Below are 12,332 nucleotides of genomic sequence, written 5' to 3'. Positions count from 1 at the left end.
ACAACGTTGCGACCTTTGGGGCCGAGGGTTACAGCCACAGCTTCGGCTAGAATATCCATGCCCTTTTCTAGGGCGCGACGAGCGTTTTCGTTGTAAATGATGCGCTTAGCCATAGTTGAGTTCAGTCAATATAATGTTTTAAGGTTGAACAAAGGTTGAAAGTTCATGGGTGAATGTTGAAAGTTGACGATTGAAGGGTTGAAGGTTGAACGATTCAACTTGCCAACTTTACAACTTGCCTACATTCAACGTGTTAGCTAACGACTGCAAGAATGTCTTTTTCCGACAGCAGGACGTACTCATCAGTGCCTAGCTTGATGTCGGTACCGGCGTACTTGGAGTAAAGAACCTTGTCGCCGACTTTCACTTCGACTTCAGAGCGAGAGCCATCATCATTACGCTTTCCAGGCCCGACAGCTACAATTTCGCCAACTTGAGGCTTTTCTTTCGCATTATCGGGTAACAAGATACCACCAGCGGTTTTTTCTTCAGCGGCGCTTACCTTAACAAAAACGCGATCGCCTAACGGCTTAACAGTGGAAACACTTAGAGATACAGCTGCCATATCAATCTCTCCCGATCTACTTCTTTGAGCTGAGTTAGCACTCTCAGCTCCTGAGTGCTAATTTACTCAACTAAGGGATGCGATCGCAACAAACTTTTCTGTACGGGTTCCCGAACTCACCGATTTATGGTGACTCAAACCCTTGCCTGGAGCGCTATGGGCAGTACTTTGTAAAGAAACAATTCGCTGAAGCCGTCACGCTCAATTCCTGACTTTCACTTGAGTAAAAATACTTGCCTAAGGCAAGAAAGTTTGTACAGTAAGCTTTTTAAGCTTTTTCAACTGGATGGTTATTTATGCCAGCACTAGTGATAGCGATGTTAGGAGGAATGTCACTGACTTAAGAACTCTCCTACCTTACCAACCACCCTTTGTGCAGGGGGTCTGGGGGAGGCACTCCGTCCCCCAGTGGGGGGTTTGGGGGGGGACCCCCCAATCCGGGTTTTTTCCTGAAGAATGAGCACTTTTCCCTTAAGTCAGTGACATTCATGTTAGGAGCGTCGGCGTGACGCTACCTGAGCGCAGATGGATGAGAATAGATAGAGGACTAGTTGCGGCGCTTGGGCGTCTTTGGCTGAAATATTTCGAGAAAACAACTCCGTAGAAATGCAAGCGAACCAAACCGATCAAACTCCACTGGAATTGTCTACTCCTGAAGCCTCTACCCTCAATGAGGTGTCAGAAAAAAGCGCTTTAGCTGCTAATATCAAAAACTTAGGCATCAATCAAATTCAACGACACATTTTTCTGTGTGCCGACCAGACCAAACCGAAATGCTGTTCAAAAATAGCCGGTCTAGAAGCCTGGGAGTACTTGAAAAAACGCCTAAAAGAACTCAACCTTGACCAAGCAACAGAGACTCAACCCAGCTGCATCTTCCGCACGAAAGCTAACTGTCTGCGAGTTTGTGCAGTTGGCCCGATTATGGTGGTCTATCCTGATGGCGTCTGGTATCGCAACGCTACCCCAGAAGTCATTGAACGGATTATTCAGGAGCATTTTATTGGCAACAAGGTTGTAGAAGAATATGCTATTGCTACTCATCCGTTGCCAGAACCTGCTCGACCCTCTACCCAAGACTCACAGGAGAAAGAACTGCCTGGGAGCAATTTTCCACAGCTCACCACGGTTGTGGAGACTTCCACACCAGTTGTCCCCTAGAAGCCTGTGGAGAGACACTTAGTTAATCTTATAGGAAACATCAACTCAGCAAATTGGTCTTATAGGCTTCCCGACACTTATGGAAATTTCCCTGTAGCATAGTGATTAGCGAAGCTTTCAAGCACCAAAGGTGCTGCTTGCCTAGCGATGGCATAAGGCTCCAAGCCATCGTTTTACACGCCACTTTTGTGCTTAATTGAGTGTAAGAACAGAGTTTCTCTCAGCACAAGTTTATAGTAATAGGTTGTAGCATCTAAACCAATTCGCGGATAATACACAGGACGTTATTACCCGTCTCAATAATCCGGCAGGACGAGTATCACAACATGAAAGATAACGGTGTCAGAGATAATAAGCGACTACTGCTGATTGATGACGACCCCAATCTCATCTTGCTAGTCAAAGACTACCTGGAATTTCGGGGGTACGAAGTTATTACCGCTGAAAATGGTCGAGAAGCGCTGGAGGTGTTAGACCAGGAAGTGCCTGACATGATCATCTGTGATGTCATGATGCCGGAGATGGACGGCTACGCCCTCGTGGAACATGTCAGGCAAGACTCCCGCACCAGCTGGATTCCAGTACTATTTCTCTCGGCAAAAGGTCAAAGTCAGGATCGTGTTAAGGGTCTCAACAAAGGTGCTGATGTTTATATGGTGAAACCCTTTGAACCGGAAGAGTTGGTAGCACAGGTCGAATCTTCCCTCAAACAAGCCACTCGTTTGATTCATCATTCCAATACAGGAACAGAGACGGGAGCAAAACTCCAGGTTCCTTTTGATGTTGAGTTAACGCCAACAGAACTCAAGGTGGTTCAGTTTGTAGCACGGGGTATGGGAAATCGAGAAATTGCTGAGCAGATGAATGTTAGTCAGCGAACTATTGAAAGTCATGTTTCTAATATGCTAGGTAAGACAGGTCTTCATAACCGTACAGAATTAGCACGCTGGGCGATTGAGACTAGCATGGCCTAAGAGGATTTGGATTTTGGATTAGGAATCTAAATTCCAACCCAATAGTATTAAGAGTCTCCCGATATAGCCCCATAGGGTTTACCGGGAGACAGTAACATTTTCAACATCAAGGGAGGATTGAATTACCAGCCATCTTCTTCCTGGTTGGATTCACCCCAAATCTCTAAATCCATTTCATGGAGATAGATCAAAGCACTCTGGATTTGCCGACTTGTGCCTCGCAGTTCTAAATCAAACCAGCCATCATCTCGCCCATTGGAGCCCAAAAGAGCCGCAGAGATATTCACGGTGACGCCGTGATGAGAAACTAAGCGTGAAATGATGGGTTCTTCATTATATTGTTTGGGAATGCGCAGTCGAATGCGAGTTTGGGTCGGTCTATCAGCTCCTAAAACATCAGTATTGCTGGTTAATTCAATCGGGTCGAGCGCATTATTTTGAAAGCTATTCGTGCTATAGGTCTTCATGGGTTGCCTCTTAGTCAATTTCTTCTTGCTCAGTAGTGAGTGGCTTGAGCTTCTTGGCGTCAAGCCTGAAGTATAGGTATACGACGTCTGCCTTCCAGCGAGCGATCGCATAATGGTTTGCGTGCTAGAACTATCATATCCCCAAAAAATACACTTAATCGCTCGGAATACAGTACTTTCAAAATAACCTTCTACGGCGCTTTGATAAACCAGGGTAGTTTTTTGGGCACATTCCATAAGCGGTAGTTGGATATTTTTTGTATTTGGTAGTCTCTCAAAAATTTGCTAAAGTGCTAAAATCTCGAAATGTGAGGCATAGCTATGACAATCCCTCAAAATTTGCTATGCTTACTTTAGTTGCTGGTGTAGCTCAGTGGTAGAGCAGCGGTTTTGTAAACCGCCGGTCGCAAGTTCGAATCTTGTCACCAGCTTGCAGGTTAATCCATACAGAACTCTCTCCGGAGCAGCTCACTCTGCTAATGAAAAGAATAGGGCTTAACAGTTCCACCCCAGATGGTTCGCTCCTCTGGGGGTTTCTTGTTGCCTTCAGCTTTTCTAGAAGGAGATATGTGAACTTGATGAACCGACATCAGTAATTGCACCGCAGGGTTGAACTCAAGCTCAAGCCATGAAAGTTCTAATTATTCCTACAAGAGAACCTAAAAGGAGAGCAAGGATAGACAAAGAATTGATGCCGAAACCGAGTACTCTTTTTTCAGCCGATTGATAGTAACCCCAAGCATATAATATACGCCCAATTATCCAAAGGGCTCCAAGTCCCGCTCCCCAAATTGGGCTGACAAACAAGGAAAATAACCACAAGCTGGGCAAAAATAGGATGAGTTGCTCTAGGGTGTTTTGTTGGACTCGAAACACTCGCTCAAAATCTGGATCTCCCGACGTATTAGGTACGGGCACTTTGTATTTAGCTCTAGCTCTGCCAACATTGGCGGTAAGAACAAAGTAAAGGATTAGGGTAAACGTTGTGATGAAACTCGGAAATATCAGCGTTTTTACTTCAAGCATGGCAGCACATCCTGGATATTACATCGATGTAGGGAATGATAGTAAATCGCCGTAATGGTTTTTGCAAAAACAGCTCTGTTCGGAATATAAAATAGGAGGAAATTAGGCAATGTCCACCTGATAGAAAGATACTAAGTTGTTTTGGACAGATCCTAATTATCCAATGGCTCCCTACAATCTTCAATCCTACTAGGGTTCTACAACGGAACCCATGAATAATGTCGATGAATACGTTTATCCTTCAGCCTTCAGCAGTGCTTCCGGCTGATAGTATATCCTGGATTGCTTAAATCGCCGCAGCACTTCTGCTAAGCGATCGCACTCGGCAATCAAACTAATCCGCACGTACCCTTCACCTGCAACACCAAAGGCATTCCCCGGCGTTACAACTACTCCCGTTTGCTGCAAGACGTTGAGAGCAAAGTCGGTTGAACTCATCCCTTGAGTACAAGGAACCCAGAGATACATCGTTGCTTTCGTTTTCGGAATCGTCCACCCCAACTCCCCTAGCCCTTCAATGAGAAAATCGCGGCGGCGGCGGTAACGCGCTTGCACTTCATTGAGATAGACATCCGGTAACTGCAAAGCGGTTTCGGCAGCGGTTTGCAAGGCTGCAAAAATACCATAGTCCAGATTCGTTTTTAAGGTTCGCAACCCTTGAATAATATGGCGATTCCCGACCACAAAACCCACACGCCAGCCTGCCATATTGTAGGTTTTTGATAAGGTGTGAAATTCAACGCCAATTTCCTTAGCACCGGGAATTTCTAGCAAGCTAGTGGGCTGATAACCATCAAAGGCAAGTTCGGCGTAACACAGGTCGTGAACCAGTAAGATTTCGTGCTTACGGGCAAAAGCAACAATATCTTTAAAAAATTCGCGAGGGGCTGTAGCGGCGGTGGGATTACTGGGATAGTTGAAATAGAGAAGCTTCGCTCGTTGGGCAACCTCATCGGGAATTGCCCCTAGATCGATCAGCCAGTCGTTTTCCGGTTTGAGAATCAGGCTGTGGATGGTACCGCCAGCAATCAACGGCCCCCGGAAGTGAGCGGGGTAAGCAGGGCTAGGGACTAAAACCAAGTCACCGGGATTGACGTAAGCGAGGGCAAGGTGAGTCAGCCCCTCTTTGGAACCCAAAAGAGGTAACGCTTCGCTATCCGGATCGAGTTCAACATCATAGCGGCGATGATACCAATTGGCGATCGCACGGCGGAAACTGGCAGTGCCTTCAAAGGGAGGATAGCCGTGATTAGCGGGATTTTGCAAGGCTGCGATCGCCGCTTCAATCACCGGTTGAGGTGCACAGCCATCGGGATTACCCATCCCTAAGTCAATTAAATCAAGTCCCTGCTCACGGGCACGCGCTTTCAGTTCATCTAAGCGAGCAAACACATAGGGGGGCAGGGCACTTACACGCTCGGCTGGGGTAATCCAATCTAACTTCATCAGAAAACCAGGCTTTTCCTAAACTTAAAAATTATATAGGTATTGCAACAAGAGCGACTGACTAAAATCGTCAAAGTTTAAATGGATGTGGCTGTTTGCCTCCTAGGCTGAGGAACCTGAATTATCAACTCTTGGGATGGCTAGGAGTACAAAAGGGAGGGGCGGGGGAAGTTGAAATTGTTTTTGTAGAAAATTCAAGCAATAAAACTTTCTCGCCTCCCCCTCAGGTTCAGATCAGGCTTACTGAGAATCGTTAACGGGTACCGTTAAACTCAAATGGCTACGACTTTTCTCAACTGGCGTTGTTGTAGAAACCATCGCCGCCATGAGCTGATCGGGTACTACCTCAAACGGTAGGCGATGGATGTCTGAACTTGGATTACAGGCAACCTCAGCCGCTTGTCGTAACTCTGCTAAGGTAATGTTTCCTAACCCCAAGTCTTCAAGGGTTTGCGGTAAACCAATTTCAGCATAAAACTTCAGCAGTTGTTGCCGTGCAGAAGCTGCCAATTGATTCCCCTGAAGCATTTCTTCTAAACGCAACTGCACGAGAATGCCATAGGCTACTTTCTCACCATGTAGGGCATCGTGAGCCGCTAAAATGTGCGTCAATCCATTGTGAACGGCATGGGCGGCAACAGTCCGACACTGAGCACCCCCTAAACCACCGATGACACCCGCTAGTAGGACTGTAGCATCAACTACTTCCTGCCAAGCCTCACTTCCTGGTTGTTTAAGGGCGTCAGCTGATTTTTGAAACAGGATATCTCGTAATACTCTTGCCTGTTGGACAGCCGCAATAATTAGGGTAACGGGTGAACTGCCGCTACTGACAGACGCTTCATACCACTTTGCTAAGGCATCACCAATTCCGGCAACTAAGGTGCGTTGTGGTGCCGTCTGAATCAGGCTGTAATCGAGGATTAGTAAGTCTGGGCAGTGGTTCAGGGGGACATCATACAAGAAAGCCCCCGCGTCAGAATAGATATTGGATAAAGCCGTCCAAGCTGCACAGGTGGCAGCAGAAGTAGGAATGGTAACAATCGGCAACTGGCACTGATGGGCCAAGAGCTTGGCGGTGTCTAAGGATTTCCCGCCACCAATACCAATAATTAAATCGGCTTGATGCGAGGTGGCAGCTTCTCGGAGTAGGGCTAAGGAAGCTTCAGAGCAATCAGGACTGTAGGAGGCTGAGCAATAGCTCAATTGCTGTTGTTCTAGGACGGGTTGTAGTTTTGAGGTAAGGGAAACTAGGGTGCGATCGCCTCCCACCACTAAGGGGCGGTACCCCAGACGTGCGATCGCTTCTCCAGATTGTTCTAGTGCTCGGTAACCCCGCAACACTTGAGCTGGTGCAACAGTTAAGGACAGTAAGGAAGTAGGGGCTTGGTTCATGCCTGTAGCAGAAAAGTCAGTTGAGGATTGGTGAGGCATATCATCCCATTGCTGGGAGATTGTAATTTTGATCTTGACGAGTTGACCATAATACTATCAAAATAGCAAATTGCTCAACTTGGTAGATTTGGACTGACACTAGCGGAGGGCATCTGTGAACCTGCCCTTACCAAGACCTGTTCTATCTGAAAATTCCTTAAGCGTTAGGTTTTGGCAGTTGGGCAAAATTTTCGGGGTAAATATCAATTGCCATTTGTTCATCGTCGCGGGTAGCGAGCGATCGCTTCGCCTGACCCAAGAACAGTGGCTTGGAAACCCCCGGTTTTGGATGAATAATAGTACGTGCCCGAATCGTCAACTGGTTATCTGCCCCGCCACCCAAGCGTCCATAAGAAAATAAGTTACTCGCCGCTTGGCGGAGAGTCGCGTCCAGTTCAGTTTCGGTAATTTGTGCAGGGACAGTAATTACCGTTTGATTCCCACCGTTGTCATACACCATCGAAAAAGGGACAGCGCCTGGAATGACACTACGGCTAAAAGGGACTAACCCTAAAGCAAATAAACTCCCTGTGAGAACCCCCATAAAGCTGGTAATTCCCACCAGTCGAAACCGGATGCCCCATTTGAAAATAAAACCCAGTGTCGCGAGGACACCGCAGACTACGGTCAGAATCGCTGACCATTGGGTAAAGCTATGAAAATCAGCGTTTGTTAGCATAACGAAGTTGACAAGTCCTGATTCATTTTCTGTTTTCTTTTATCTTCCCTGACACAGAAGGGGATTAGAGATTAGTCCTTCATCTTTTCTTCCCCGTGGAGCTCCCCGCACTACCCGTTAGGGTTAACAACAAAGGATGTCAACATGAGTCCTTGATTATGGAGTAGAGTCTTCCCCCATCCTTAAATCGGTAGCTCTAATGTCCTCACCGTCAAAACTTGGGGAGGCGTACAATCGGGAGGGTAGAGAAGCTCCACGTTTACCAAGCGGCGATCGCCCGGTGGCATCCTCAGCTTAATCAAGGGGTCACCCTGCTGACCGCGTCGCTGTACTAAATGAACATAGCGTGATTGGAGAGTTCCTGAGTCGTCCTTGTAGCTAATTCGCACTGTTCCCCGGAAAAATACTTGCTGATCGGGTGGTTCTAAAAAGCGCAATTTATCTTCCCGATCTTCTTGTTTGAGAGGCGTCTGAATTGCCACTGTTACAGTTTGAGCTTGACCTGTCTTGTTCGACAAGGGCAAGGTGAGGCTATAGTAAACCCCATAGTTGCCATGAGCGCGATAAGCGGTGTCGGGGTAGCGAACCAACATGGGAGCGCTTTGAACTTGCCGAGTGCCGAAGGTAACCCTAGGAACGGTACTGATCGGGTAAGAAAAAGCTTTACCCCGTTTGGGGATGCTCAGATCGCTTCGCCCTAAACCATCGACTACATCAGAACGCCATTCGGAACCTTGAGCCACGCCTGCAACGCGACCATAAATAATCTCTCCGCCACCTTTATGGGGAGGAGTGGGAATGCGATCGCGTGGCTCAGCCAATTTCCCCGTATTCAACAGATGCTCCCATTCTGGCGGTGTCGGTGCCCGGTAAGGAGGAGAGGGAGGTGTTAAAGGTAGAGGCTTTTCTAGGTCATCGTCTTTCTTGGCATCAAGATTAGGACGAGCATACATCGCTAAACTTGCCATATAGACGGGTTCACTACTGCGCAGTCGCATAAAGGTAGACCGACAGTTCCCCAACGTGATGGGTAAGCTGAACAACATCTGGCTCTGTTTGGGTGGAATCACAATCTGAGAAGGGAAATCGGCTTGATGAATCCCCCGTAAAATGTCATTCATCAACCGCGAACCAGGGCCGGCATAGACGGTACCTGAAGCGTTGTCAATGTAGGACGGTAAATCGACAAACGGAGCATCGGGGTTGGTCACATAACTTACCGCCTGCAAAATATCCAGTGTCACCGGTTTGCTGCCGGGATTGTACACAATTACTCCCTGATACAAAAGTCGGTTATCTCCCCGCTTCTGCGATCGCGCAATATGATGAGAAAACAAGTCAAAGCGTCCCACCAGCCCATAGTTTAAATGAGCCTTGGGAAAGGTTCTTCCGGTTGAGGGAAAGGTAGACAGCAAAATGCCTTCCGTCTGTACGACTTCAGGACTATTACTGTTAAACATCGGTACTTTATCCAATTGCCCCGGTAAAGTGCGTATCTCTTGAGGTTGCACCACTAGTTTAGGTGTTGAGATGGGTCTTGGAGTGAAAGTGGGCGTCGGTACGGGATTGGCTTGAGCAAGAGAGAAAATTGGCAATAGATGCAACATTAAGTCACTAATTTCCTTAAAACCTCACACACATACAGGCAAAGAGTGAAGCTAGATTTTCTTCGCTCTTTTTGTCAACCCCTTTAGGGTTAAATTTTATTAAACAGCAATTGGGCGATCAAGTCTCAACCCGTTATCCGAAGGATGGGTTTTGTTAATAGCTTTTAACAGTTAGCCGTTACCCGTGACCAGAAACCCAGTCTTGTCGTCACTTTTGGGTTTACAGCATCGCACATAAAGTTTGAATGCAGACAAACCCCTTCCATAGCAGAGCTGAACTATGATCTGAAGCATAATTTTCCTATCAAAACTCCTATGAAACTGTCCATGTTGAAAACCTTACTTTTAGGCATTTTCTTATGTATTGCCTCAACACTATTGACCGCCAACACGGCTTTGAGTAATCCCTTACCTCAGCAGGTTCGATTCATTGCTCAAACACCCGTAGGTGAGCCTAAGATTGAGGAGGTACAACCTGTAGAGCCTGCAAAACCTCAAGAATCAAGTTCGCCAGAAGCAGGGAATTCCACTACAAAAAATACCTCTAAAGACAGCGAAACCGCTAATCAGCAAGGTACCAACCAAGAATCACCGTCAGAAGCAGCTTCTAAGAGCAAGGCATCTCAGCCAGCTGGCCCTTATGACATGGAAGCCATCAAAGCATTCAATCGAGCGTTGTATGGCTCCTAATTCAGCCGACTAAGACAGGACTTACGCAACTTGGCCTTTGAAGCACCATCTGTAGGGGCGCATAGCGCGACATGGGTGTCAAATTAACGTTAGCTGGGCGGTTGAAAGCGTCCCTACCCTATGTGGTGTCTATGCGTCTTACTTTTCACAGGATGTGGAAAACCTCTCTCCTGGTAGGAGAGAGGCTTTGATGTTTCCCCCTTCCAACAACAAATTTATTCCTTTTCCCCCTCCTACGAGGAGCTACGGTGTACACACAAGTTCTCTAGTTGGTATCCGAGGCTTTCTTGCCCCCTAAATCCCCCAATTCTGGGGGACTTTGAACTCCTAGTTCCCCCCAAAGTTGGGGGGTTAGGGGGGCGAAATGCAGCATTTTGAAGTTGCTCAGGAGATGTGTGTACAGCGTAGCCTACGAAGAGGGGGTAGAGGTGGGAAGATCTACTGCGGGAACGCGGCCTTACAGTCGGGTGGTGGCTCAATCTTCACATTGCAATTGTTCGGCAGTGGCTCAAAACAGGTACAGGGTATATCTTCGATGAGTGCCGGTGGGTTGGTTTCTCCAAGTGGATGCTCTGGTGGAAGCGGTTTGGCTGGGTCACAAAGCGGGCTGGGCCCTGCTTTGCCCACCTCAAACTGGGTCATCATGTCGTGGTCTTCATGCACGATGTTGTGACAATGCATCATATACTTGCCACGATGGGGAGCGAACTTGGCGACGACTCGAACAGTTTCCAATGGACTGAGTAGAACAACATCTTTCCAGCCTGTCTCATAGGGTAAAGGCGCTTGTCCATTGCGATCAATCACCCGAAAGTCGATTAAGTGGATGTGAACTGGATGTGCCCAACCTCCTGTATTGACAAGGTTCCAAATTTCGATATCACACTGACCAGGATCGGCATCGACACGACTAGGACTCCAGGCATTATTGTTAATCGTCCACTGATTGCTCCGTCCAAATCGGAAGGTACGGGTTTTAACGGCGCGGTCTTGCAGTGCTTTCCGGTCTGTCATGATACCCAAGGGATTAGGTATCTCACAACTATTGGTCACCGGCTCGTCGAGCAAGTCAAAACGCATCAGGGCTGACGGTTCGGAACCGAGATTACTAGGGAAAGCTATATTTTTTAAGTAGACTTGCTTCACGTCTTTAGGAAACTTGGAGAAGTCAATGATGACTCCATAACGTTCTGCAACTCCAATCCGCAACGCCTGAGGAGCCGTGAGATATACGGGTTCAGCCAGAAGTCCTGCATCCGAGCCAACCACAGCCAATTGGTAAACCGGGTTGCCAGAAACCTGGGTTGTTTCCTTCGGACTGAGGGTGAGTTGGTACGTGCGAGAAGCTGAAGCGTTCAGGATGCGGAAGAAGTATTTCCGCCGTTTGACCGTCATATGGGGATAAAATCTCCCATTCACCAGGATGACATCTGCATAAACCCCTTGCTGGCGGCGATCATTAAAAACGAGTTTCCATTCCTGACTGGTTCCTTGCTGTGATAAGGTCTCGAAGGTTTTGTCCTGAATGATCAGTGGAACCTCGAACTCACCACTGGGCAAACATCCAGCTTGCTGTGAATCGCAAAAGTCTTCTTTTGCATATTCAACAATGTACATCCCCGCTAGTCCCATATAGACGTTGCGCGAGGTTTTATGGACGGTATGGTCGTGATACCAGAGGATAGAAGCACGGTTGTTGGGATAGTAATAATCTTTGTAATAGCCATCTAAAGTTAGGTCTTCCGCGTAGCCGTCATACTGGGGCAGAGAAGCCATTCCATGTAGATGGACGGATGTGCAGATTTCGTTTCCAGTGTCATCCTTACCCAACTGGTTAATAAAGCGGATACAGGATTCCCGGTTTTTCACTTGCCGGATCAGTGGGCCTGGAACCATGCCGTTATACGTCCAAAATTCAGCCTTAATCGCAGGTTTTCCATCCTTCGCAGGTAGAATTTCAACCCTTTGCTTGCCCATCGTGATTTGGTAGTAATCAATGGGTTGTTCATAGGTGATGCCTCTGCGAGTCACTTTGTAAGTTTTGCTAAGGACAGGCGGGAGAGCTGTTGGGATGGGAAGTTCTGCCTCAAAACGCCGCTCTAATAGTGGTGGACTCAGTTTAGGGAGTTGCGTGTTCAGTGGCAGGGGTTCTTTGCATCTTTCTGTAGCCGCCCATGCCTTGCTGGCAAATCCCAAAGGTGACAGGAGGACTCCACCACCAGCCAATCCAAGTTTGAGGGCTTCACGCCGGGTGATGTTCATAGTCGATGAAGGAATGGTAAA

At 47.5% G+C, this 12,332-nt stretch carries 11 protein-coding genes and 1 tRNA gene; 4 read left to right on the top strand and 8 right to left on the bottom strand.

What is annotated here, in order from left to right:
• Window positions 1-253: 253 nt before the first annotated feature.
• The gene (gene groES / locus V6C93_RS07325; RefSeq protein WP_333475997.1) at window positions 254-565 is read right to left on the bottom strand and encodes a co-chaperone GroES; all 312 of its coding nucleotides are present in this window, start codon (window positions 563-565) and stop codon (window positions 254-256) included.
• Between the two features lie 606 nt (window positions 566-1,171).
• Between groES and V6C93_RS07320 the strand changes: the two genes are divergently transcribed.
• Together V6C93_RS07320 and V6C93_RS07315 are read left to right on the top strand one after the other, a co-directional pair.
• Window positions 1,172-1,726, top strand: coding sequence for a ferredoxin (locus V6C93_RS07320; RefSeq protein WP_349262638.1), 555 nt, complete (start codon window positions 1,172-1,174; stop codon window positions 1,724-1,726).
• 326 nt (window positions 1,727-2,052) lie between these two features.
• Window positions 2,053-2,700 (top strand): response regulator transcription factor, encoded by a 648-nt coding sequence (locus V6C93_RS07315; RefSeq protein ID WP_333475995.1) that lies wholly within the window; start codon window positions 2,053-2,055, stop codon window positions 2,698-2,700.
• A gap of 122 nt (window positions 2,701-2,822) precedes the next feature.
• Here the strand turns inward: V6C93_RS07315 and V6C93_RS07310 are convergent, their stop codons facing one another.
• Entirely contained in the window at window positions 2,823-3,167 is a 345-nt protein-coding gene (locus V6C93_RS07310) for an NIL domain-containing protein (RefSeq protein WP_333475994.1), read from the bottom strand.
• A gap of 359 nt (window positions 3,168-3,526) precedes the next feature.
• Between V6C93_RS07310 and V6C93_RS07305 the strand changes: the two genes are divergently transcribed.
• A tRNA-Thr gene (locus tag V6C93_RS07305) sits at window positions 3,527-3,598 on the top strand.
• Between the two features lie 190 nt (window positions 3,599-3,788).
• On the opposite strand, the gene V6C93_RS07300 is transcribed toward V6C93_RS07305, so the two are convergent.
• The 5 genes from V6C93_RS07300 to V6C93_RS07280 form a co-directional block, all read right to left on the bottom strand.
• On the bottom strand, window positions 3,789-4,193 hold the full coding sequence (locus tag V6C93_RS07300; RefSeq protein WP_333475993.1) for an MAPEG family protein: 405 nt from the start codon (window positions 4,191-4,193) through the stop codon (window positions 3,789-3,791).
• A gap of 234 nt (window positions 4,194-4,427) precedes the next feature.
• Window positions 4,428-5,639, bottom strand: coding sequence for an aspartate aminotransferase (locus V6C93_RS07295; RefSeq protein ID WP_333475992.1), 1,212 nt, complete (start codon window positions 5,637-5,639; stop codon window positions 4,428-4,430).
• 240 nt (window positions 5,640-5,879) lie between these two features.
• A complete protein-coding gene (locus tag V6C93_RS07290; protein WP_333475991.1) occupies window positions 5,880-7,073 on the bottom strand; it encodes an iron-containing alcohol dehydrogenase family protein in 1,194 nt (397 codons plus the stop codon).
• A 157-nt stretch (window positions 7,074-7,230) separates the two neighbouring features.
• Window positions 7,231-7,752 (bottom strand): Ycf51 family protein, encoded by a 522-nt coding sequence (locus V6C93_RS07285; protein WP_333475990.1) that lies wholly within the window; start codon window positions 7,750-7,752, stop codon window positions 7,231-7,233.
• A gap of 182 nt (window positions 7,753-7,934) precedes the next feature.
• Window positions 7,935-9,359, bottom strand: a complete 1,425-nt coding sequence (locus V6C93_RS07280) for a DUF3370 domain-containing protein (RefSeq protein ID WP_333475989.1) — start codon at window positions 9,357-9,359, stop codon at window positions 7,935-7,937.
• A 315-nt stretch (window positions 9,360-9,674) separates the two neighbouring features.
• Between V6C93_RS07280 and V6C93_RS07275 the strand changes: the two genes are divergently transcribed.
• A complete protein-coding gene (locus tag V6C93_RS07275; protein ID WP_333475988.1) occupies window positions 9,675-10,049 on the top strand; it encodes a hypothetical protein in 375 nt (124 codons plus the stop codon).
• Window positions 10,050-10,487: 438 nt separating this feature from the next.
• On the opposite strand, the gene V6C93_RS07270 is transcribed toward V6C93_RS07275, so the two are convergent.
• The gene (locus tag V6C93_RS07270) at window positions 10,488-12,311 is read right to left on the bottom strand and encodes a multicopper oxidase family protein (RefSeq protein ID WP_333475987.1); all 1,824 of its coding nucleotides are present in this window, start codon (window positions 12,309-12,311) and stop codon (window positions 10,488-10,490) included.
• Window positions 12,312-12,332: the final 21 nt, after the last annotated feature.

It is taken from the genome of Allocoleopsis sp. (assembly GCF_036703385.1).
In the GTDB taxonomy this organism is placed as follows: Bacteria; Cyanobacteriota; Cyanobacteriia; order Cyanobacteriales; family Coleofasciculaceae; genus Allocoleopsis.
This window is presented reverse-complemented; position numbering and strand designations above follow the sequence as displayed.

Coding starts and splice junctions, on each gene's coding strand:
- V6C93_RS07320 (WP_349262638.1), top strand. CDS start 1,172: ATGCAAGCGAACCAAACCGATCAAACTCCACTGGAATTGTCTACTCCT.
- V6C93_RS07300 (WP_333475993.1), bottom strand. CDS start 4,193: ATGCTTGAAGTAAAAACGCTGATATTTCCGAGTTTCATCACAACGTTT.
- V6C93_RS07290 (WP_333475991.1), bottom strand. CDS start 7,073: ATGCCTCACCAATCCTCAACTGACTTTTCTGCTACAGGCATGAACCAA.
- V6C93_RS07315 (WP_333475995.1), top strand. CDS start 2,053: ATGAAAGATAACGGTGTCAGAGATAATAAGCGACTACTGCTGATTGAT.
- groES (WP_333475997.1), bottom strand. CDS start 565: ATGGCAGCTGTATCTCTAAGTGTTTCCACTGTTAAGCCGTTAGGCGAT.
- V6C93_RS07280 (WP_333475989.1), bottom strand. CDS start 9,359: ATGTTGCATCTATTGCCAATTTTCTCTCTTGCTCAAGCCAATCCCGTA.
- V6C93_RS07270 (WP_333475987.1), bottom strand. CDS start 12,311: ATGAACATCACCCGGCGTGAAGCCCTCAAACTTGGATTGGCTGGTGGT.
- V6C93_RS07310 (WP_333475994.1), bottom strand. CDS start 3,167: ATGAAGACCTATAGCACGAATAGCTTTCAAAATAATGCGCTCGACCCG.
- V6C93_RS07295 (WP_333475992.1), bottom strand. CDS start 5,639: ATGAAGTTAGATTGGATTACCCCAGCCGAGCGTGTAAGTGCCCTGCCC.
- V6C93_RS07285 (WP_333475990.1), bottom strand. CDS start 7,752: ATGCTAACAAACGCTGATTTTCATAGCTTTACCCAATGGTCAGCGATT.
- V6C93_RS07275 (WP_333475988.1), top strand. CDS start 9,675: ATGAAACTGTCCATGTTGAAAACCTTACTTTTAGGCATTTTCTTATGT.